Annotated in this window: 20 protein-coding genes; 7 read left to right on the top strand and 13 right to left on the bottom strand. The window is 52.5% G+C overall.

Annotation, left to right across the window (positions count from 1 at the left end):
- Positions 1-14: 14 nt before the first annotated feature.
- Positions 15-3083, bottom strand: a complete 3069-nt coding sequence (locus ACQKLP_RS01660) for a SusC/RagA family TonB-linked outer membrane protein (RefSeq protein ID WP_427319444.1) — start codon at positions 3081-3083, stop codon at positions 15-17.
- Between the two features lie 215 nt (positions 3084-3298).
- Positions 3299-4045, bottom strand: a complete 747-nt coding sequence (locus ACQKLP_RS01655) for a DeoR/GlpR family DNA-binding transcription regulator (protein WP_341842319.1) — start codon at positions 4043-4045, stop codon at positions 3299-3301.
- 334 nt (positions 4046-4379) lie between these two features.
- On the opposite strand from ACQKLP_RS01655, the gene ACQKLP_RS01650 reads away from it, so the two are divergent.
- The gene (locus ACQKLP_RS01650) at positions 4380-5132 is read left to right on the top strand and encodes a glycosyltransferase family 2 protein (protein WP_427319442.1); all 753 of its coding nucleotides are present in this window, start codon (positions 4380-4382) and stop codon (positions 5130-5132) included.
- Between the two features lie 9 nt (positions 5133-5141).
- Entirely contained in the window at positions 5142-6230 is a 1089-nt protein-coding gene (locus ACQKLP_RS01645; protein WP_427319440.1) for a glycosyltransferase family 4 protein, read from the top strand.
- Positions 6231-6294: 64 nt separating this feature from the next.
- Here the strand turns inward: ACQKLP_RS01645 and ACQKLP_RS01640 are convergent, their stop codons facing one another.
- Positions 6295-7035, bottom strand: a complete 741-nt coding sequence (locus ACQKLP_RS01640) for a PmeII family type II restriction endonuclease (RefSeq protein ID WP_427319438.1) — start codon at positions 7033-7035, stop codon at positions 6295-6297.
- Positions 7036-7086: 51 nt separating this feature from the next.
- On the opposite strand from ACQKLP_RS01640, the gene ACQKLP_RS01635 reads away from it, so the two are divergent.
- Positions 7087-7527, top strand: a complete 441-nt coding sequence (locus tag ACQKLP_RS01635) for a very short patch repair endonuclease (RefSeq protein ID WP_427319436.1) — start codon at positions 7087-7089, stop codon at positions 7525-7527.
- Here ACQKLP_RS01635 and ACQKLP_RS01630 read toward each other — a convergent pair.
- The 3 genes from ACQKLP_RS01630 to ACQKLP_RS01620 form a co-directional block, all read right to left on the bottom strand.
- The gene (locus ACQKLP_RS01630) at positions 7519-8082 is read right to left on the bottom strand and encodes a hypothetical protein (RefSeq protein WP_427319434.1); all 564 of its coding nucleotides are present in this window, start codon (positions 8080-8082) and stop codon (positions 7519-7521) included. The genes ACQKLP_RS01635 and ACQKLP_RS01630 overlap by 9 nt on opposite strands.
- Positions 8083-8135: 53 nt before the next feature.
- On the bottom strand, positions 8136-9539 hold the full coding sequence (locus tag ACQKLP_RS01625; RefSeq protein ID WP_427319432.1) for a DNA cytosine methyltransferase: 1404 nt from the start codon (positions 9537-9539) through the stop codon (positions 8136-8138).
- Between the two features lie 163 nt (positions 9540-9702).
- Positions 9703-10527: an SGNH/GDSL hydrolase family protein gene (locus ACQKLP_RS01620; protein ID WP_427319430.1), complete on the bottom strand. Its 825-nt coding sequence runs from the start codon at positions 10525-10527 to the stop codon at positions 9703-9705.
- Between the two features lie 187 nt (positions 10528-10714).
- On the opposite strand from ACQKLP_RS01620, the gene ACQKLP_RS01615 reads away from it, so the two are divergent.
- Positions 10715-11878: a restriction endonuclease gene (locus ACQKLP_RS01615; protein ID WP_427319428.1), complete on the top strand. Its 1164-nt coding sequence runs from the start codon at positions 10715-10717 to the stop codon at positions 11876-11878.
- Between the two features lie 116 nt (positions 11879-11994).
- Here the strand turns inward: ACQKLP_RS01615 and ACQKLP_RS01610 are convergent, their stop codons facing one another.
- From ACQKLP_RS01610 to ACQKLP_RS01590, 5 genes are read right to left on the bottom strand one after another with little or no spacing between them, the layout of a single operon-like run.
- Positions 11995-12708, bottom strand: a complete 714-nt coding sequence (locus ACQKLP_RS01610) for a hypothetical protein (protein ID WP_427319426.1) — start codon at positions 12706-12708, stop codon at positions 11995-11997.
- Positions 12709-12760: 52 nt separating this feature from the next.
- Entirely contained in the window at positions 12761-13768 is a 1008-nt protein-coding gene (locus ACQKLP_RS01605; RefSeq protein ID WP_427319424.1) for a hypothetical protein, read from the bottom strand.
- 3 nt (positions 13769-13771) lie between these two features.
- A complete protein-coding gene (locus ACQKLP_RS01600) occupies positions 13772-14497 on the bottom strand; it encodes a hypothetical protein (RefSeq protein ID WP_427319422.1) in 726 nt (241 codons plus the stop codon).
- Positions 14494-15264, bottom strand: coding sequence for an HmuY family protein (locus tag ACQKLP_RS01595; RefSeq protein ID WP_427319420.1), 771 nt, complete (start codon positions 15262-15264; stop codon positions 14494-14496). The genes ACQKLP_RS01600 and ACQKLP_RS01595 overlap by 4 nt, the downstream gene beginning before the upstream one ends.
- A 7-nt stretch (positions 15265-15271) precedes the next feature.
- Positions 15272-15961 carry an HmuY family protein gene (locus tag ACQKLP_RS01590; RefSeq protein ID WP_427319418.1) on the bottom strand — a complete coding sequence of 230 codons (690 nt, stop codon included), beginning with the start codon at positions 15959-15961 and terminating at the stop codon, positions 15272-15274.
- A gap of 169 nt (positions 15962-16130) precedes the next feature.
- Between ACQKLP_RS01590 and ACQKLP_RS01585 the strand changes: the two genes are divergently transcribed.
- Together ACQKLP_RS01585 and ACQKLP_RS01580 are read left to right on the top strand one after the other, a co-directional pair.
- On the top strand, positions 16131-16460 hold the full coding sequence (locus ACQKLP_RS01585) for an antibiotic biosynthesis monooxygenase (protein WP_341842304.1): 330 nt from the start codon (positions 16131-16133) through the stop codon (positions 16458-16460).
- A 6-nt stretch (positions 16461-16466) separates the two neighbouring features.
- Complete coding sequence (locus ACQKLP_RS01580) at positions 16467-16589, top strand: alanyl-tRNA synthetase (RefSeq protein ID WP_341838629.1); 123 nt, start codon at positions 16467-16469, stop codon at positions 16587-16589.
- Positions 16590-16669: 80 nt separating this feature from the next.
- On the opposite strand, the gene ACQKLP_RS01575 is transcribed toward ACQKLP_RS01580, so the two are convergent.
- Entirely contained in the window at positions 16670-17647 is a 978-nt protein-coding gene (locus tag ACQKLP_RS01575; protein WP_427319415.1) for a helix-turn-helix transcriptional regulator, read from the bottom strand.
- 228 nt (positions 17648-17875) lie between these two features.
- Between ACQKLP_RS01575 and ACQKLP_RS01570 the strand changes: the two genes are divergently transcribed.
- On the top strand, positions 17876-20020 hold the full coding sequence (locus ACQKLP_RS01570; RefSeq protein ID WP_427319413.1) for a TonB-dependent receptor plug domain-containing protein: 2145 nt from the start codon (positions 17876-17878) through the stop codon (positions 20018-20020).
- On the opposite strand, the gene ACQKLP_RS01565 is transcribed toward ACQKLP_RS01570, so the two are convergent.
- A complete protein-coding gene (locus ACQKLP_RS01565; RefSeq protein ID WP_427319411.1) occupies positions 20021-20884 on the bottom strand; it encodes a formate/nitrite transporter family protein in 864 nt (287 codons plus the stop codon).
- Positions 20885-20887 lie beyond the last annotated feature (3 nt).

Below are 20887 nucleotides of genomic sequence, written 5' to 3'. Positions count from 1 at the left end.
CTTGACTTTAGAGATTAGAAACTGGCGCGGAGCGATAATTGATACGTTCTGGGGATGGGCACGTTGCCGAAATCGATCCCGCGGAGCACGGCACTGTTGCCGCCCGCGTTCGTTTCCGGATCGTATCCGTCATAACTGTCGAAGCTCACCAGGTTGCGGCCCGTGAGCGACACCGTCATGCTGCGGATGAAACGCGCCAGCGACGGCAGCTCATAGCTAAGCGACACTTCGCGCAGCTTGATGTAGGAACCGTCTTCCACGCGGTATTCTTCCGTATTGTACACCGAGAAGATGTAACCCCTCGGCAGTTCGCCCTTGATCTCTTTCTCGGAAATATCCCCGATGCCCACGCCCTGGCGGGTGCGGCGGTCGGCGTTGAACACGTCCTGGCCCAGCGCCCCGTCGAACAGGAAGTTGAACGACAGCTTCTTGTATTGCAGCGCGTTCCCGAAGCTCACGATCCAGTCGGGATTCGGATTGCCGATCACTTTACGCAGCAGCACTTTTTGTGTGGAATTGTTGATGGCGGCGATAGGGCGGCCCTGGCCGTCCACCTTCCATTTTCCATTCTCGTCGCGCTCGAAATAGTTGCCGTAAAACACGCCGATAGGCTCTCCCGCCAGGATAACCGACGGCGATCCCGCTGCGTTCACCAGCGTGATGGGCGTCACCTGGCTCGAGGATGTTACCAGGTTCTTGTTGCGGTTCACCGAAGCCGTGAGGTTCCAGGTGAAGTTTTTGTTCGTGACCGGCGTTGCGGTAATGCCCAGCTCCCAGCCTTTGTTGGTCAGGTTGCCGACGTTTTCCACGCGGCTGGTACCGCCGCTCGACGGCGCCAGCGTTCTTTCCACCAGCAACGAACTGCCGACGATCTTTTTGTTATACACCGTAAACACCACGCCCAGCCTGTTTTTCAGGAACGACAGGTCCACGCCGCCTTCCATTTCGCTCGCGCGCTCCGGCTCTACGTTCGGGTTGCCCAGCGCAGGATTGAGGTTGAAGGTAGCCGTACCGTTGAGGGAAGCCGACAGGTAAGAGGTAAACCGGTCGTAGCTGCCGATGCCGGACAGGTTGCCGGCCAGCCCCCACGATCCTCTCAGCCTGGCAGACGAGAACCAGGACCCCATGTTCTGCCAGAAGTCCATCTCGTTGAGGTTCCAGGCCAGGCTCGCCTTGGGATACCAGTAGTTGCGCGTGTCTTCCGGGAAACTGGTGGAACCGTCGATGCGGGCGGCCAGTGTCAGGAAGGCGATATTTTTATACCCGAAAGTTTCCTGCAGGAACGCGCCGTACACCTGCCGCTGGTCGTAGGTATACCGGGGATCGAGCTTGGTGGCGGCTCCCATGATGGTGGTGATGCCCGGCAGCATATCGCGCCCCTGGTTATATTGCCCGGTAATTTTCTGGTACTGGTGATTGAACCCCACCGTTGTCTGCGAAGAAAAATCACCGAACTTGCCCTGGTACCCAACGTTGAAATCGTTGTTGATCAGGAACGTGTTCACATTGGCCGCCGACGCATAACCTGTGCCTTCCTGCGCGGAGATGTACGGATAGCGCTGAATGAAATTCAGGCCTTCCTGCCCGAAGTTGTCCACACCCAGAATGTAATCGATGCTCAATCCCTTCACCGGACGGATCTTCACCTGGAGGTCGCTGATCGTGCGGCTGACGGATTGCGTGAGCGACATATCCTCGATCACGCTGAGCGGGTTTACGCGGGTGGGCTCCACGGCCTTGAGGTTGCCATAGCTATCCCTTTCTCTGATATTGAAAATATTGTTCGTGATGTTGATGGAGTTGATCGGGCTCCAGAACACGTTGCCATTGGGCTTTTCATTGGAAAAGCTGTTGGTATACGCCACCCCGCCGGAAACCGACAGCCATTTCGTGATCTCCTGGTCTACACGGGCCTTTACGTTGAACCGCCGGAAATCCGTGTTCTTCACGATCCCTTCATTTTTATAATAGCCGCCGGAGAAATAGTACTTCGTTTTTTCCGATCCCCCGCTCATCGACACATAATTATCCGTGCCGATCCCCCGCTGGAAGATTTCGTCCTGGTAATCGTAGCGCGTTACGTCTACCAGGTCGGTAGCGAGCTTACGCGTTTGTCCGTCGGGCCGCACATAGGTGGTGAACGGCAATCCTGTGGGCGCGTCGCTGATATTGCCGAGGCGGAGGGTGGCGGACCCGAATTGTTTGCCGTATTTGGAAATGTATACTTTCTTGCGCAGTTCGTTCATGATGATGCTGGTGCCCACGTCTACCTTGATCTGCCCGGCCTTGCCGGATTTGGTGGTGATCAGCACCACGCCGTTGCTGGCGCGTGCGCCGTAGATCGCGGAGGCGGATGCGCCGGGGATCACGTCGATCTTTTCGATATCGTTGGGATTGATGTCCGCGAGGCGATTGGTCCCGAATTCTGCGCGGGGGTTACCGAGCACGTTGAGGTTGGTCACGTTGGTGGTGGCATTGCTGATCACCACCCCGTCTACCACGTACAGCGGCTCGGCCGATCCCATGATGGTGCTGGTACCGCGCATGCGGATGGAAATGCCGCCCGCGGGGTCGCCCGAAGTCTGGGAGATCTGCGCGCCGGGGACCTTGCCCTGTAAAGACGCGCTGAGGTTACCGGAGCCGGTGTTCTGGAGCTGTTTCGCATCCACCGAGTTCACCGTATTACCGAGCTGCTTGCGCGATTGCCGGAGCGATGAGCCGATCACCACCACTTCGTCCATCTTCAACACGTCTTCCTCCATCACCACATCGGCCGACGCAGCGCCGCCGCTGACGGTCACGGTTTTGTTGATGGTTTTGAAGCCGATGCCCGAAAATTCGAGCACCTGTGTCTGCCCCTGGACGTTGGCGGTAAAGCTGTACTGGCCGTTGGCATCCGTAGTGGCGCCGGTGGCGGTGTTGCGCAATTGGACGGTGATGCCCGGCACGGTAGAACCGTCTGGCGCCGTCACTTTGCCGCTGAAGCGGACCTGCGCCATCAGCACGCAGGCCGTCAACTGGAAGAAGAGGAACAGTGAAAACGTCTTCCATCTTCTTTGCTGATAACTAATTGGATTTGTCATGACGAATCTGGTTTTGGCTGTAAAAATTGAGATCGGGGATAAAGGATTTTGGTTGATGGACGCTCATGCACGTCATGGTAAGACATAGCCGTTCCTGCCGTTCATTGTTCACTACGGTAGTTTGCTATCGGGGGTAAAGCCTTTCTTCGTCGTTAATTACTTCCGGGGTGTAATTCCTTTCTTTCGGTTTGCGCCTTTCGGGATCGATTTTACGTTTACCTGATTTCCAGCCCTGCCGCCGCATAAGGGCGCAGCAGTTCGTGATCGGGTTCCAGTTCTGTTATAATTGTATCGATACTATTGATATTGCAGACTTTCAACCGCTGGGAGGTGTTGATTTTCTCCGAAATCGCCAGCGATACGACTTTGGAGGATGATTCGATCATCGCTTTTTTGATCTGTACCACGTCGAGGTCATTGTCTGTGAGCCCGTCGCGGAGGTCGATGGCGTTGGTGCCGAGGAAACAGAGGTCGGCCTTCACCTGCCTGATCTGTTCGATGGCGGCGCCGCCGACGGTGATTTTAGAATTTTTGAGGAGGCGGTCGCCGATAACGATCACTTCGATATGCGGGTGTTGCGAATATTCGAAAGCTACGGGCAGGCTGCCGGTGAAGAAGGTGGCGTGCAATTGTTGCGGGAGGGCGCGGGCCAGCTCCAGGATGGTGGTGCCGCCGGTGGTGAGCACGAACATGCCGTTTTCGATCAGCTGTGCGGCTTTTTGCGCGATGATCTTTTTTTCCGAACGGGCGTAAACGTCTGTTGGACTGAATGCGTTATGGAAGGATTTGGACAGCGCGCCGCCGTGTACCTTGATGATGCGACCGAGGTCTGCCAGCTCGTTGAGGTCGCGGCGGATGGTGTCTTCCGACACACCCAGCCGTTCCACGAGGTAGGTCGTGAGCACCCTGTTGTGTAGGTTCACTTCGTGCAGGATTACGTTCTGACGTTCTTCCTTGAGCATAAGCGGCGAACTTGGTTGAATACGGCAAGTTACCGAAAAAGTCGTGAAACACGCAAAAAAATGCATCCACTTTCTTAAAATACGCAGTTTGGCGCATGAATCTGCCGGTTTCAGCTGGGATTCCCATGGCTGGAGGTTATCTTGATCCGCCGGTCGAAGGGAAGGCAAAAAATCGGGTCTCGCGTCTTCCCTTACATTTCAACCTTCAAAAAATCCAACCCGGTACGGTAATTGGGCATCCTGTATAATTATCTACTTCAACTTTTTACGAATTGATTTGTAACTAATCCCGGCGTTGCAACGTCATAAGTAATTGTTATAATTTTTATTAGATATGTTGGAAGGCGGAAACAGAACGCAAAGGCAAAAATCCGGAAACCCGATCGTTTCAATCATTACTGTGACCAGGAATGCGGCAGATTGCCTGGAAACGGCTATTCAAAGCGTTTTATCCCAATCGTTCCCCGATGTGGAGCATATAATCCTGGATGGCGCCAGTACGGATGGCACCATCGAAATCCTCAAAAAGTACAATGATCAGATCGCTTACTGGAAAAGCGAGGCCGACGGCGGCGTGTACGATGCCATGAACAAAGCGGTGCAGTATGCGCAGGGCAAGTGGGTGCTTTTCCTTGGTGCGGACGATGAGCTGTTCGACGGATTTTCCGAAATGGCGGAGCGTCATCTCAAGCGGCCCGATCATATATATTATGGATGCAGTCTCTGGAAGAACCTCGTGTTCGGTTGCCAGTACAGCGGATACATGCTGGCGAAGGAGAACATCACGCACCAGAGCATTTTTTATCCGCGCAGCATATTCGACACCTATAAATTTTCACTGAAATATAAGGTGCGCGCGGATTATGTCATGAACATGCAGTTGTGGGCCGATAAGCGTTACCGGTTCGAATATGTCCGCCTGCTGATTTCGCGGTACGCTGCCGGCGGGTTTTCCGGGCAGGTGATCGACGAGGCTTTCCGGAAAGACAGGGTCCGCCTGGTGGGTAAATATCTCGGTTTCTTCGTGAAGTTGCGCTACATACTTAAACGTTATAAATATAAGCGTATTAACTTTGTCGAATACTAAGCGCACTCTATGAAAGTCTATTTCGATCACCAGGTTTTCTCATGGCAACGTTACGGCGGGATTTCCAGGTACTTTGCCAATATTTACCATTCCCTGCATGATCGTGGATTTACTGATTGCAAGATCACGCTGCTATATAGCCGGAATCATTATATACAGGACCAGCGATTCCCGCTGTCCCCCATGCTGGGCGAGCGTTTGCTGAGAAAGCAGCGCAAGCTGGAAAAGTGGAACAGAAAGTATTCGAAGTACCTCATCGGGAAAAACGATTTCGACATCCTGCACCCCACGTATTACGATCCATATTTCCTGACGCGGCTGAAAAAACCGTTCGTCATCACCGTTCATGACATGATCCATGAGCTGTTCCCCGAGTTTTTCTCTCCGCACGATCATAACGTTCCCTTCAAGCGCGCCACCATTACGAAGGCCGATCATATCATCGCCATTTCCGAGTCCACCAAAAACGATCTGCAGCGGGTTTTCAACATCCCCGACCACAAGATCAGCGTGGTGCACCATGGTTACCAGGATGCGCATGTTCCGGCGGATCCGGCGTTCAAACCTCCGTTCCCGGAATACCTCCTTTTCGTGGGCGACCGTGCGGGATACAAGAACTTCGCCCGGTTCGTGCAGGCCGTTCAGCCTTTGCTGGACCGGTACGAGATCAACCTGATCTGCGCCGGCGGCGGGGATTTCGGCGTAGCGGAGAAGGAGCTCCTCATCCGTTCGGGCATCGAACATCGCGCGAAGCAGATTTCCGCTACCGAAGCGCAGCTGAACGCATTGTACCAGGGGGCACTGGCGTTTGTTTACCCCTCGCTGTATGAAGGTTTCGGGCTCCCGATCCTGGAGGCCTTCCGGAATAATTGTCCGATCGTTTCCAGCAACACGAGCTGTTTCCACGAAGTCGGCGGCGATGCGGTGGAGTATTTCGATCCGTATCAAATTGAAGACATGACTTCCGCCATCGATTCTGTTATCAACAGCCAGGAAAAATCGAAGGAGCTTCGGGCGAAGGGGTTGGTGCAGCTGGAGAAGTTTCCGATGCAGGTTTGTTTGGATAAGACGTTGGAGGTTTATCGGGGGTTGGTGTAAGAAGTGTTGTTTTTATCGCACAAATCACCACGACACAATACAACTGTTTAATGTTCAGTCTTATTCAATATGACGAATTAAACCTTACCAGCTTTTCCCAATCGATCGCTCCTTCTTCAGTACAAAAATTGATTAGAAACTCGCGATCTAACTTATTCACTAAGTTGTCATATGCCGTTTTAAACTGCTGGTTATTCTCATCCGCATCCTTTCCCAACGGTTCGATCAGGTTAACAAATAAGTCTTTTTCTCCGGAAATCAATTCCCAAAAACGTGCACCACAATATTTATAGTAGTTCCCTTTTTTATATTCTGATCCTTCTTTAGATCGCCCATAACAACAGCCATTTACAAAAATAGATTCAACTTTTCCTCCAGAAGTCGACAATCTTCTGCGCGCTGTATCAAATTGATCGATGAGTTTTTTAATTTGACTATCATTCCCCCAGGCAGGCCCGGATTTGATTGCGACGAGATAACGTTTGCCATCTTTGTCGAAATCAAGATCTATCCCATCTATACCTGCCTTGCGACCTTCGTAAACCATGTCGTTAATAAAAATTGCCAACCGTTCTAACCAATTCCCAAATATCCCTTCCTCGCTCGAAGAAATATATGCATTTAATATCCCTTCAATAATATCTCTAGACTGATTTACGTTTTTGGCTCTGTACAAATAGGGGTTCTTGCTCTTTAGGACATCCTTGAGTTTTAAACTATTAACTTTGTCCAGTCTGCTTTTGTGAAATTCTCCAATATGTTCTTCGACGTACATAGTTACCTTTTCTAGATCAAATTTTGCCATTTTCTTGGATAGATTTTAGATTAAACCTTTCATTTTAACATCCATACAGGTATGAAAAAGATTGAATACAAACGTGACAGCAGATCCCCAGTGCCAAAGAATGCGACAACATCGAAAGTAATGAGCGCCATTAAAGCGAAAGAAACAGGGCCAGAAATCATGCTTCGAAAAGCGCTTTTTAAAAACAAATTATTAGGATATAGGAAAAATGTCAAATCTCTTCCAGGCAAACCAGATGTTGTTTTTACCAAAAAGAGGGTTGTCATATTTGTAAATGGTTGTTATTGGCATGGATGTAAAGTATGTGGCTGGAAACCACCTAAACACAATACTTCGTACTGGGCCGAAAAAATTTCCAAGAACCGCCAGCGGGACGCTAAGAAAATTTTGGGTTTGAGGGCGCTTGGCTACAAAGTGATCATTATTTGGGACCATGATTTAAAAGATGATTTAACAAAAGTCATCGATAACGTAGCGAAGCAGTTACAGTAATTTCTCAAACGCATTGTTCCTTATATCAATTACATAGCTGTCTCTTGCATTTCCCATTCTATCATTTTCCCGCTGCTTATATTTATGGACCGGTGCTTTTGATAGTATTTCTTTAAACACACGGAAAGAGATTTTGTAAATTCCCAACATAGGATTTACCGTCCATTCCTTTTGTGTTTCTGTATTTAACATCCGTACAGCCACCCAATCAATGAAGTATATAACATCCATTCCTGGGAAATTTTGTTCGTACCTGCGTTTATCTTTTACGTTGAATGTGACAGCGTGCTGAGAATCAATATTATACGTCTCGCCCGATGTAAAAAACGGACGATGCTGTGACTTGAGATCCGCCAGTATTTTTGTTTTGACCGAAATAAAATCAAGTGCGTATTTATCACCCTTCTTTTTAGGGTTGATATCATAAGCCGTTATGTCCCCATATAGACTAACAAACGCCTTTTCCATTGTCTCGCCACGATTACACCAGTATGTTTTGTCTTGCAGGTCATGCTCGGTCAATTCATTTCCGTCCTTATCAAAGAATTTCAACATAGCAAATCAGTTGATCGATCAATAGGTCAAGTATACATGTTCCTTAAATTAACTCAATTTGCTCGATCCCCCAAATTGCCGGCTTTCCGCATGAAATCTGCCTCCCACTCTTTATCCGATGTTTTTTTATATCTCGAATATGGGAATTCCTTAATTTGTTTTTTAGCGATCCCTTTATGGTGATCGATTATTTCCTTTCCGATAGCCCTTCCCAACCCAACTGGCACGGCATTACCAATTTGCTTATATTGTTCGATCAAGCTACCTTCTATTATCCAGCTATCAGGGAATTGCTGTACTTTCTTATATTCTTCAACCGAAAGCGGTCTATCTAAAATGGGATGGGCAAGTTCTGTGGCAGGCATTGCGGGGTGTGTCACCAAAGTAGGGGCTGGTTTGTCCCATGCAAGTCTTCGGTAAAAACCGGTTTTACCTCCGCCCAAATGATATGAATTCCCCATTGCGATCGGCTGAACTTCCTTGGGCAGATTACGCCAGTTCTGTCCTGGCTGCAGCATTCTAATGAAGTTCAGCCTTTTTTCCGGGAACTTCACAAAGGAAGCATTCTTATCATCCAGGTCGGATACGGCTTCCTTGAAGGTTTTCCAGGGTTTTAATTTGTATTCGCCGGATTCTGCATGGGTAGGCGTTAAATATGGTACAGGGTTCTCGTTTAACGTACCAATGATTACTACCCTTTCACGGATCTGCGGGACACCAAAATTTGCTGCATTATAAAGATTGAACGTGATATTATAACCAGCTTTCTCTAACTTTTTCTTTACAAAGTACAGAGATGAACCATTGGTCTTTTTTAAATCCAGATCTCCCGCGATCTCGTCATTTACTTCGATCGTCATTGGCACAGACATAAGTCCCCTTACATTTTCAATAACGATGTACCGCGGTTTGATCTTTTTGATCACATCAATGAATTTCAAGAACACGTTCCCCCTTTCATCTTGGAAACCTTTCCTTTTTCCTGCAGTGCTGAACGCTTGGCATGGAGGGCCACCTACGATCACATCCACCTGTTCTACAGATTTCAGATTAGCATATTTTAATATATCTTCGACGTCGTATGAAAGCAGGTTCCCGATCAGGCCAATTTCCTTTTCATTCCTTACGATCGTTTTTCGGGTCGCCGGATCGATCTCACATGCCAACAAGACATTCATCCCGGCTTCCTCCAACCCAATATCAAGCCCCATTGCACCTGAGAAAAACGAAAGGACGTTCAGCTTGCTTTTTGAATATTTCTTTTTGGATACTTGATCTAACACTTTGTTGCTCAAATTTTTATTAATGTCTTCGATAGTCAGTCCTTCGATCTTGGATATTGGCACACCCCAAGAATTCCCAACCCTTTCCGCATCAATCCGTCCATCCCGGATCAATTTTCTTACGTATTGCGCTGAGCAACCTAATTTCTCTGAAATTTGACTTACGGATAGCATAACGACTCTTTCATCGCGAAACTAAAAAATTATACCCTTTGAGCAAAAAAAGGGTTAAACTGAATATTCACATGTGGACAAACCCTGCATAACTCACCCCTAGAATGCCAAATCGTAGACTTGTTCCTGAATATATGGCTGTTGCAATCGAATTAACCCACGCTCAATAACGTTTCATAACCGGCACCAGCATTTTCGTGATGGCGGCGTAGCCTTTGTCTGAAGGATGCAGACCATCGTAAGTCATATTGATGACTTCGGGCGGGTAAGGATAGGCGTCGGTTTCGGGGTTCCAGGGAATATCTTTCCAGGCAGGCCATTTGTAGTGGCGGGGTTCGTGGGACGAGGGATCTTTCAACAATTTAAAGTTGACCATATTCTTTAGGTTGATCCCGCTTTTGTGGTATAAATCCACGAATGTTATTTTCTCTTTTTGCGCGATGGAATCCAAAGCTGACACGAACGATTCGAGGGATTGTCCATTTTTATTCGGTTTGTAAGAGCCCCAGGCGTTGTTGTGATTGTTATGCAGATAGACGAAATCCCCACGCTGAAGGGGCGCCATAAGTATGATATGTGCGTTGGGATTGAGGGCGCGGATTTTGTCGATAATGATCCGGAAGGAGCCGCACACCGTGCCGTTGCCGCTGTTGGAGGAATAGTCGGACATGGTTCCGAGGGGGCGCCCTTGCCACCAATCGTTCGTTCCCAGGAAAACGGAATAGATATCGGCTTTCCCGATGCCCAGTTTATCGAATTGTTCCGCGATCCCGCCGGACGTCCAGCCGTTGTGACCCTGATTTTGATACTGGATGTGGGGGAGTTTTTCGGTCACCATGGTCATGTATCCTTTTGAGATGCGGTGGTCTGTTTCGTTGGGGTGTTCGTTAAGGTATGTGATGGAGTCTCCGATCGCGATCCAGGTGAGGGGGCGCGGGGTGAAGGAGGTGGAGAGAAGTATTAAGATCGTGGATATTAGATATTTCATAACGACAGGTGAATATTTACAGTAAGAAGTACCATTCGCAACAAAATACAATGGATTGTCATTATATTTGATATTCTTTTATCATTTATTCCTCAGTGCGTTCATTCCCATGGATCAGATCAACAATCACCCGAAAGGAAAATCGTATCAATAGCCCAAGACCGCACTAACAAAGTTGCACTCAAATATGCCCTTTCGCAAATTACTCCGGGAGACGCCGGAGCTTCTGGTGGATAAAGTTTATGAAGGCGGTCGGCAAGGAAACGCCGGAGATGATCCCCTTTCTGCCTTGATCGGCGTTGGCAATCAGGGCGGATTTCGCGTCATTGGAAAAACTGATAACCCGAAACTTATTGTTCTCTCCTCTAACTTGAGTGATCCTGACTGGCCGGACGATATCGACAAAGAAAACGGTATCGTCACCTATTATGGCGACAATAAAAAACCAGGGCATGATTTGCACGATACTCCTAAAAACGGCAATCTCTTATTAAGGAGCATCTTTGAAAAAGCCCACGGGACGGCTGAAGACCGTACACAAATCCCACCCATATTCATTTTCGCAAACACAGGCACTTATCGGGACGTTCAGTTCGTCGGGCTTGCAGTACCAGGCGCCCAAGACCTCCGGGATACCCACGACCTGGTTGCATTGTGGAAAGTAAAGGATGGAAAACGGTTCCAAAACTACCAAGCCATTTTTACGATCTTGGACATTTCGTCGGTCTCCCGAAAGTGGATAAATGATGTAAAATCAGGTAATCCGCTTTCTGAAAACTGCCCTCCGGTTTGGCGAAACTGGGTTAATACAAGAACGTATCGGCCACTCAAGGCGGAGCGCACTTTAGAATTCAGGACGAAGGAAGAACAACTGCCAAGCGACGAAAAAGACATCAAAGTTCTCAAAACCATCAAATCATATTTTGAATGTGACGCAACCAAATTCGAAATATGCGCCGGCGAAATCGCAAAGCTGATGCTGAAAAATATATCATCGATCGATATCACGAGGCCCTCCAGGGACGGCGGCCGCGACGCGATCGGGAAATTCAGGATCGGCAATGGCGAATCTTCCGTTCTCGTAGACTTTGCACTTGAAGCGAAATGCTATTCGACAGACAATCCCGTTGCAGTTAAAGAACTTTCCAGGTTGATATCCAGATTAAGGCATCGTCAATTCGGCATTTTGGTGACTACGTCATATGTGGCAAGACAGGCATACCAAGAAATCAAAGAAGATGGGCATCCGATCATGATCATTTCCGCTGTCGATATCATAAGAATATTAAAAGAGAATGGCTTGTCTTCTCCTGAAAACTTAAAGAATTGGTTAAAGACCTTTCAAAATTGATATTCTATTTTTCGATTCATTCCTGCTACAAACGCACAAAAAAAAATCGACCGCAGGAAAAAATCCCCACGGCCGATAAATCCTAAGACTAAACTAAAAGCTCCTCATACCAGGAACTACAACCCCTGGTACACAAAATTATAATACGGGAACGCCCCGCCCGTAACACCATTCTGGTAAATGGACGTCACCTGCATCTTCCAGACCGTAGTCCCCACCTTGATCAGCAGCGTTCTCCCGGCAACCGGGGTAACCGTGTGGCCGGTGCTCCAGCCATACGTATACCATCCCTTCCCGTTCGCATACGCCGAAACACCGGGAGGAACACCCGTGCCCGTCACGTTGTTCATGCCGATCACGTTGCTGCCGGCTGGTGAAGGGCCAGGCAGCGTGCCCAATGCCCAATCCGCCGCCACAACGGTGGCAAACGATTTGTCGATGAACTTGATGGAATCCCGGGGGATGATGTCTCCCGTGGCGATACCGGTAAACTTCACTTCCTGCGTGGAAGGAGTGCCGGCTTCGTTCACGGAAAAACGCCAGTAAAAATTGCCGTCCGCAGGCTGTCCCGGGCCAGTGCTGTAGGCTTGCTTGAAATTGGTCACCGTATACAGCGATCCGCTGCGCGCGATGGTGCCCGACGTTACGCCCGGCCCGGTTATGGCCTGGCTCGTACCGTCTGGGATGGTCACGGCCACACCGAGGCTCCCGGCCGGAATGCGGGATATTTCAGGGGCCGCCACGTCGCTGTTTTTCGAACAGGACGCAAGGAACAATGCCGCGGCGAGCAGGCCGCCGGCAGAACGAAGGGTTTTCTTCATGGTAATCATAGCGATGATTGGGTTTGTGGGTGAAACAATATTGAAAAGGGTATGATGTACGTCAGGGAGTAACGGTGAATTTCACGAAACCGGTCACTTCCACGTAGTTCTTCCGGTTGCCGTTCCAGCTCCACCAGCCGGAAAAATCGGTGATGCGCAGCCGGACGCCCAGCGCGCCGGGCCCCCAGTCGCCGAACAGGTACGTCCCGGCCGGGAAATCGGCGGGAATACGGTAGGTGGCAGACGTGGCCGTGCTGCTCACCAGCGTGAGGTGGGTGATCGGCTTTTCGTTGTAATTTTCATCGTAGGTATAAGCCACGGCTTCTTTGAGGTCGAAGTAATTTTGACCGGCGAAAGTGATCGTTCCGCCGCGCTTCACCGTCACATCGGCGGCAAGCCCCGCAGGCCTGGGCTTCTCGCTGTCGGGATACAACACGCCGAACACATGGTTTTCCGTGGTGCGGGATTGCGTGCCACTGGTAATGCGCACTTTGTATGCTCCGGGCTTCACACCGGCCGCGGGTACCTTGATCCGCATATTGGGAACGCCGTTGTGCGGCTTGAAGAATTCAATGTCAAGCTTCGTGGCAATTCCGGGTGTGTCAATAATGTAGAGGCTCGTTTTCGTAACGTCCGGCTCGAAATAACGCATAGACGATCCGATGTCCACCACACATTCTCCACCACGCACCGCCATATAGGAACCGGTTTCATCGATCTGGATGGGCGCCTGGTTCACCACCACCTTCAAATAATATGTCTTCTCCAGCCCGCTTTGCGCTTTTACGGTATATGCCGTACCCGTTTGGAAAGGAACGGCCACACCAGACGCCGGGCTCACGGCAGCCCCGTCAGACACGGCGATCACCGGCTGAATAGCCGACGGCGCCAGCAGGTAAGACGGCCAATAAACGACGATACTGTCTCCCGACATGGCGGCCGACATCATTTCGCCACCCGCCTCCACCGTAAATCCCGCGATACGGGCGTGGGGCGACGGCGCCTGCTCGGTCTCCTTCCTGCACGCGGCCAGCAACAGGCCGATGCTCACGATATATGCGATTTTCATTTTTTACTGTTTGTTGATCCGGATGGGATATTGCAATGTTTTCACGCGGCCATAGACATACACCCGCAGGCGATACAATCCTGTGGCCGGAATAGCGTCCAGCAAGGGTTTGAGCTGCTCCGACAGGTCGAGGTAGGGGCTCACCTGGTACAGGCTCCCCAAATGCGTGGTCGACAACAGGAATGCCGGCAGCTCTTTCCCCGAATCATCCACCGGCGCCACGCGCATCAGTTCATTATTCTCGAGAAAACCCGTCCCTTTCAGGTAAATGACGAAATTGGAATATGGATCTTTCGTGTTGATCGTATACTCCCGGATATCGTCCACCGTGCTCAGTTCTTCCAGCGTAACGTCGGGCTGCTGGGTGCGGATCAGGAGTTTGTAGTCGCGCTTGCTGCCGTCTTTCGCCGTCACGGTATATTTTATATTACGATTGGTGCGGATGGCGCCGAAAACATCTTCCACCAGAGTGCCGGAAGCGGGAGAAACGGTAGCGCCCGCCGGCAGCGTGATCGCCGGTTCCAGGATGCTCAGCTGCCGATAGGAAGGCAGGTAAAGGGTGATGGTACCGTCGCGGTCGGAAATGGCCGCTTCGATGGGATCGCCCTGGACGTTGGTGATCCGGAACGACTCGATGCGGTTCCCAGGCTCGGGCGCCGCGTCGATCGTATCCGTCTTGGTGCAGGCAAAAAGCCCGCCCGTCAGCAAAAGGGAATAGATGTATTTCATGGGATGTTCAGATTGGTGGAACCATCCATCTGGATGGAATAACGGAACGTGATGTAACCGGGCTTGTGGGTGCGGTCGGGGTTCGGCGGACTGCCTTTGTAAATGCTTTCCATGATGAGTTTGGCGTACCGCCCCTTGTGGGTTTTGACGATCATCACGCGCGGCAGCGTATACACGACATGCGCCTTCTGCGGATTGCCGGGGAAGAGGCTTCCGTAGAAATCGTAATACCCCCAGCCATCGAACCCGCCGAGGAAATGATCGAGCCCGATGTCGCGCGTAACGAACCGAAGGCCCGCCGACACGGCGGTCACTTTATTAAACGCCTCGCTCCACAACGCAGCAGGAATGGGAAGTTTCGTCGGTTTGAAATGTATGGTATCATAATACGCCGCGTCGAACTTGCGGTCCACGATCACGGCGATCTCCGCCTTTCCCGGTCCGCCGAACCCCGGCGAGCCCGTGGCGTTCCCGTTATTGGGATAAATGCTGGAATTGTAAATACCGTAAAACACGATGTCCCAATTCCCGGTCTGCCGTTGCGAAGCGGAGACCACCCTGTTCTCTTCGAGGCTGTAATAGAGGGAAACCGCGTCTCCGGCGGATGTGGCGTTGGTATCTGCCACGAGATTCACGACGCGGTAGGTACCCGTTTTCACCGGGTTGCCGCCGCTACCGCCCGGCTCTTCGGGCTTCGGAGGCGCATCGTCTTTGGAACAGGCCGCCAGCAACACGATCGCCAGCAGGCTCAGCAGTTTTGTTTTCATGGTTTCGTTAATTGGAAGTGTTCAGCCGGCGGCTCCCGTCGGCCTGCACGAAATATTTGAAAGTGAGGTAGGGCGCGGGCCAGAAAAGGTCCGTCACCACAGGTGGATTGCCTTTGTAAATATTGAGCAAAGCCAGTTTGGCGTACTTCCCGTCGGCCGTCCGTAACACGAACGTGCGGTTTTTGACCGGCACGCAAATGTGATTGCTGAGGGAATAAAAAAACCAGCCGTACCCGTTCCCGCTATCCCAACCCACGCCCTGAACACCGTTGCGCTCGAACGCTTCGTCAGATGGCGCTTCGGTAACCTGGTCGTACGGCTTTTCGACGATGACCATCGCGCCTTTGCCCGGCCCGCCCGCCCCGGGCGTTCCGGTAAAGGTGCCGTTGTTCACCACCACGTAGGCATTGTATTCCTGCGTAAAGGCGATGTCCCAATCGGTATTCTTCAGATATTGGATGGAATCGGCTTTCGATTTGATGAACCGCGATTGCTTGGTGGTAAAGCTGAAAATGAGGGAATGGAAAGGCCGTTGCTCCTTGCCTACTTCCGGCTCGCCCACAGAAGCGCCGGTATCGGCCTGCAGGTCGGAAATGAAGGTGCTGGCCGGGCCCGTGGGAGCAGGCTTGTCGTCGCCGTCCTTTCCGCAGGCGGCGAGCAGAACGCCCGCCGATATGATCAATATTCGTAATTTCATTGGTCTGTGGTTAGGCTGCAAAATTGAGGGCAGCTGCTGACCACTTCGGGAAAAAGACCAACCTATTCAGGAATTCCGGGAATGTTCCGTTTCGGGTAAGCGAAACTCCGCAAGAGGTGCGTGACAATCCGGTGACACCTGTATCTTTATGACGTTAAACTGACAAATCATGATAAACCACTACGTTGCTATCAACTACATCACCTGTAACGACGATTTCAAGGATCGTTTCGAGCAGTTATTTGCCAGCCGCGCGCATGCGATCGATACCATGCCCGGTTTCGTCAACATGCACGTGTTGCGCCCGGAGAAAGCGGGAGACGCCTACCTGATCGTCAGCTATTGGGAAACGGAGCAGGCTTTCCGCGACTGGATGAAATCCCCGGCATTTACCGCTGGCCACCAGCGCGGGTTCGACGAGCTGGCCAAAGCCAAGGCGGAGGGGCGCCCGGCTCCCATGTCGAGCGATTTCAAGATTTACCGCATCATCAGCGAATAAGCGGACATGAAAGCACCCAACAAGGAGGCCATCCTGAAATGGCTGAAAAGACTGGGCTTCTGGGGATTCGTTTTCTTCCTCGTGAAGGGCCTCGTGTGGCTCGCCATCTTTTACTGGCTGGCCACCTGAGCCGGTACTTTCCACAGACGCCGGAACGCCGCGTGGCGGGGGATCACATTGCCTCCGTTTCGCGGCATTCCCTTTTCGGGTCAGCCTTTGATCCGCCCCGGCGCATAGCCGAAATATTTTTTGAACGCCCGTGTGAAATGCGCGGTATGCTTGTAACCCGACAGGTACGCCACTTCAGAGACCTGCTTCCCCTGCCCCAGCAATTCCCGCGCATGCGCCATCTTGATCCCCTGCAGATAACCGTACACGGTAGTGCCGAACACCTGCTTGAAATGACTTTTCAGATAGGCGTCGTTCGTGCCCACCTGGTGCGCCAGGTCGATCAGCGTACAAGGGCTGTGGATGTTCGACGCGATGATTTCCCGGGCCAGGTGCATCCTTTCCACATCTTCTTTCCGGAGCGACCGCGTGCTTTCGGTGGGGCGCACGCCGGCCATCTGCTCGTATTGCGCCAGCTGGATGGCCAGCAGCTCGATGGTTTTCGCTTTGAGGAACAGTTGCTTGTAACGCCCTTCCAGCGGGCAATGCAGCATATCGTACAGGATCGTGCTGATGGATGATTGCAGCGGAAGGTTCACGGCGCTGATAGCCGCGGGCTTGTTCCGTTCGATGCTGCCGGAAAAAACCGGGTAAAGCGGGTGTTCCTGCGGCATGGCCTGCAACACCAGGTCGGGGCTGACGCCCAGTTCGAAGATCTCCAGCTGCTCATGGGCGGGCCATTGCATGTGGATGTCGTCTTCGGGAAAGAAAAGATAGTTGTATTGATGGCGGTCCAGCGATGCGAGCTTGCCCGTTCCGCCATGGGCGGAATAGCTTTTGGTGCCGCTGACCGTGTAGCTCATCTGGAAAAACGGCGTGGTGTTGCGGATGACGATCTCGCCGGCATTGCGCGAGCGGAGATTGTAGTACCCGAAATTGATCCCGTCCGGGCTCAGCATTTCGAACACGGAGCCGGTGTGGCCGTCTTCCACAAGCTCGCGGCGGCGTTCACGGAACTGGCCGGGATTGCGGATATCGAACCGGCAGGAAGGGATGATATGTACGGGTTGTGCAGGCAAATGGAGAATTGGCTGGATCCCGCAATATTAAACCATCATGCCTGTAAAACGGCCCGCAATCGGGAACGGCCAATGATCGGATCGGGAAAACCCGCGTGGTTGCGCCGTTCTTCGAAGTTGAATTTCCGGATATGGTAAATCTTTTTCCGGGAATGAGCGAAAAACCTCCGCCCCGGGTAACCCTTTCTCCGCCGCCGGTCACTATTCAGCCCGACCTTTGCGCACGATATGCATCTTCAGCGATCCCTCCTGCTCCCGTTCCTCCTGGCATGCGCCGCCGCATCCGCACAGGGCCCGCGCGCCGATTCCACGCCGGCCGTGCGCACGCTGCGTACCCACGAAATCACGGAAAACTCCCTCCGGAAATCGGACGATCTCATCACCATCGGCCGGCAAACCGCGCCTGCGCTCGTTATTTCCCGCCAATCCATTCAGCTGGCGGGCAGCCGCCGGCTCGATGAAGTGCTGCGCGAACAGACCGGCATGGCCATCGTCCCCGACCTCGGGAGCGGCAACCGCAGCGTGGGGATCCAGTTGCAGGGGTTCAGCTCGGAATATGTGCTCATCCTGATCGACGGGCAACCCATGACAGGTCGCCTCGCCGGTAATTTCGACCTTTCGCGCATCGGTGTGGGCGATGTGGAACGGATCGAAGTGATCAAGGGAGCGGCGAGCAGCTTATATGGCTCGGAAGCACTGGGCGGCGTAATCAACATCATCACCCGCCAGGCGGTCCGGAAGGCGCAGGCCACGGCTGGCCTCCGTTACGGAACATACCGGACTACGGATGCGAACGCCGGCGCGGAAGCTCCCTTCAAACACAATAAAGGCTTCGTTTCCGTATCGGGCAACTTTTACAAAACGGACGGTTTCAACGCTAACTCCGAATATCTCAAGGAAGGGAAAACTTCTCCGCCATACACGAGCATTTCCGGCCAGGCGCGCGGCCAGTGGCGGTTCAGCGACCGTACCTCGCTGCAGGCGCGGGTAAGGGCTGCCGGCAGAACGTCGGACATGTTCCGCTCATACGGCGTGCAACCATTCAACGACCACCTCCGCGAGCAAGACCTCAACGCCGGGCTGAACCTTCGCCACCAGGCATCGCGCAGCACCACGCTGCTGGCCAGGTATTACTACACAGGCTACGATACCCGCCAAACCGTGACGCTCCAGGAAAACGGGCGCATCCTCCAGGAAAACGATTTCCTCCAGCAGATCCACCGGCTGGAAGTGCAGGCGGAAATCCGGCCGGATAAGCTGCCCGTCACGTTCATCGGCGGCATGGGCGGCGACAGGCAATCGTACCGCAATCCGGGATCGGACATCCGGAATCATATGAGCGGATATTTCGCGTACCTGCAGGGCGAATTCGCTTCCACCGAAAAAATCCGGCTCACGGCAGGCCTCCGGTACGACGGCAACTCCGATTACGGCGGGCGGCTGAACCTCAGCGCCGGCGCGCGATACAGCCCTACCAGCTGGCTTTCGCTGCGCGCTTCCCTGGGCAACGGTTTCAAACCGCCGACCTACGCGCAGATGTACCAGGTGTTTACCAACATCCAGCAAGGCTATACGGTGATCGGGGCGCACAACTTCGCGGAAAAAGCCGCGCAATTGAAAGCCGCCGGCACCATCGCGCAAATCTGGGACAACGCGTCGCTGGTATGGCACCTGGAGCCCGAAACGTCCACGTCCGTCAACGCCGGCATTACGGTGAACACGGGTAGCAGGATGGAATGGCAGGCCGGCGCGTTCCATCACCGGTTAAAAAATCTCATCAATACCGAACAGGTCGGCATCATGCGGAACGGCCAGCAATTGTTTTCCTACATCAACATCGACCGGGTGGTGATGCGTGGCGTAGAAGCGGGATGGAAATATTCCATCACGCCAAACCTGCAATTGTCTGCCGGCTACCAGCTGCTGGACGCGCGCAATCCCGCCGTTACCGACTCCATCCGCCAAAAATCCCGGCGTTACCAATCCGTTCGAACGCCAGACGGCATCCGCGCCGCCACTACGAAAGATTATTTCGGGCTTCCCAACCGCAGCCGCCATATGGGCAGCCTGCAGGTTTCCTGGGCGCATCCCCGCTGGGGGCTCGGTGCTTCATTCCGTGGCACTTACAGGGGCAAATACGGCTTCCTGGACGTTGACAACAATGGATATATCGACCATTACGACGTGTTCGTGAAAGGCCATACGATATTATATTTCAGCGTACAGAAAACGCTGTTGGAGAAAAGGCTTATACTCCATGTGAGCGCCGACAACCTCACCGGTTATACGGATTTCCTGATGCCATCGCAGCCCGGCCGTGTGCTCATGGCCGGCGCTGAGTGGCACTTCTTCCGGAAAAAAGACAAAAACTGATCATTGCAAAGCGGGCGCGCTCTCCGTTGCCACCTCCGCACGGGAGCTGCTCCCCGCCGTTGCCGCAGGAACTTCTTTCCGCCGCCTGCCGTGCATCAGGTATAACGTCAATGCCGTGAAAATTACGCCGCCGGCGATGTTGCCCAGCGTTACGGGGATCTGGTTCAGCCACCACCATTGGCCCACCGAAACGGGCGCGCCCATAAAAATGCCCGCCGGAATCACGAACATGTTCACCACCGCGTGCTCGAACCCCTGCGCGAAGAAGATAAAGATCGGCAACCAGGCCGCCAGGATCTTACCCAGTGTGGAGCTGGACGTCATGGCCATCACCACGCCCAGCGTCACCATCCAGTTGCACAAAATCCCTTTCACAAAAACCGTCAGCATCCCCGCAGCGCCGAATTGCCCGTAGCCGGTGGTTTTGGCCACAGCAATATTGGAGATCATTTTTCCCAGCGCGCCGCCGTCCACATTCCCGAACTGGGTGAGCGACGCCCAGAAAAGCCCCGCGTACATCAATCCGCCGGCGAGATTGGCGAGGTACACGATCGCCCAGTTTTTACCGAGCTGCTTCAGGGAAATTTGTCCGGCGAACCAGGAGAGCGAAATCACCGCAAAGTTTCCCGTCACCAGTTCATACCCCAGCAATACCACGATGATGAAACATGCGGGAAAGATGGCCGCGCCGATGAGCGGGAGGCTCGTTTGCACAGTGGCCGTGAGCGCGAAGGTGGTGCCGAAACCCAGGACCGCACCGGAAAGGATGCCTTTTACGATCATGTCGGTCGTGCTCATGCGGGTTTTGTCGATACCGGCCTGGATCATGGCGCCGGCTACTTCGGCAGGTTTTTTATAGTCCATTGT

The sequence above is a fragment of the Chitinophaga sp. NPDC101104 genome (genome assembly GCF_050277495.1).
GTDB lineage: Bacteria > Bacteroidota > Bacteroidia > Chitinophagales > Chitinophagaceae > Chitinophaga.
The sequence above is the reverse complement of the archived record's forward strand: the minus strand, read 5'-3'. Positions and strand labels throughout refer to the sequence as shown.

Bases quoted from the DNA above. Each gene is read 5' to 3' on its own strand.
- ACQKLP_RS01660 (WP_427319444.1), bottom strand. From the start codon at position 3,083: ATGACAAATCCAATTAGTTATCAGCAAAGAAGATGGAAGACGTTTTCA.
- ACQKLP_RS01655 (WP_341842319.1), bottom strand. From the start codon at position 4,045: ATGCTCAAGGAAGAACGTCAGAACGTAATCCTGCACGAAGTGAACCTA.
- ACQKLP_RS01650 (WP_427319442.1), top strand. From the start codon at position 4,380: ATGTTGGAAGGCGGAAACAGAACGCAAAGGCAAAAATCCGGAAACCCG.
- ACQKLP_RS01645 (WP_427319440.1), top strand. From the start codon at position 5,142: ATGAAAGTCTATTTCGATCACCAGGTTTTCTCATGGCAACGTTACGGC.
- ACQKLP_RS01640 (WP_427319438.1), bottom strand. From the start codon at position 7,035: ATGGCAAAATTTGATCTAGAAAAGGTAACTATGTACGTCGAAGAACAT.
- ACQKLP_RS01635 (WP_427319436.1), top strand. From the start codon at position 7,087: ATGAAAAAGATTGAATACAAACGTGACAGCAGATCCCCAGTGCCAAAG.
- ACQKLP_RS01630 (WP_427319434.1), bottom strand. From the start codon at position 8,082: ATGTTGAAATTCTTTGATAAGGACGGAAATGAATTGACCGAGCATGAC.
- ACQKLP_RS01625 (WP_427319432.1), bottom strand. From the start codon at position 9,539: ATGCTATCCGTAAGTCAAATTTCAGAGAAATTAGGTTGCTCAGCGCAA.
- ACQKLP_RS01620 (WP_427319430.1), bottom strand. From the start codon at position 10,527: ATGAAATATCTAATATCCACGATCTTAATACTTCTCTCCACCTCCTTC.
- ACQKLP_RS01615 (WP_427319428.1), top strand. From the start codon at position 10,715: ATGCCCTTTCGCAAATTACTCCGGGAGACGCCGGAGCTTCTGGTGGAT.
- ACQKLP_RS01610 (WP_427319426.1), bottom strand. From the start codon at position 12,708: ATGATTACCATGAAGAAAACCCTTCGTTCTGCCGGCGGCCTGCTCGCC.
- ACQKLP_RS01605 (WP_427319424.1), bottom strand. From the start codon at position 13,768: ATGAAAATCGCATATATCGTGAGCATCGGCCTGTTGCTGGCCGCGTGC.
- ACQKLP_RS01600 (WP_427319422.1), bottom strand. From the start codon at position 14,497: ATGAAATACATCTATTCCCTTTTGCTGACGGGCGGGCTTTTTGCCTGC.
- ACQKLP_RS01595 (WP_427319420.1), bottom strand. From the start codon at position 15,264: ATGAAAACAAAACTGCTGAGCCTGCTGGCGATCGTGTTGCTGGCGGCC.
- ACQKLP_RS01590 (WP_427319418.1), bottom strand. From the start codon at position 15,961: ATGAAATTACGAATATTGATCATATCGGCGGGCGTTCTGCTCGCCGCC.
- ACQKLP_RS01585 (WP_341842304.1), top strand. From the start codon at position 16,131: ATGATAAACCACTACGTTGCTATCAACTACATCACCTGTAACGACGAT.
- ACQKLP_RS01580 (WP_341838629.1), top strand. From the start codon at position 16,467: ATGAAAGCACCCAACAAGGAGGCCATCCTGAAATGGCTGAAAAGACTG.
- ACQKLP_RS01570 (WP_427319413.1), top strand. From the start codon at position 17,876: ATGCATCTTCAGCGATCCCTCCTGCTCCCGTTCCTCCTGGCATGCGCC.
- ACQKLP_RS01565 (WP_427319411.1), bottom strand. From the start codon at position 20,884: ATGGACTATAAAAAACCTGCCGAAGTAGCCGGCGCCATGATCCAGGCC.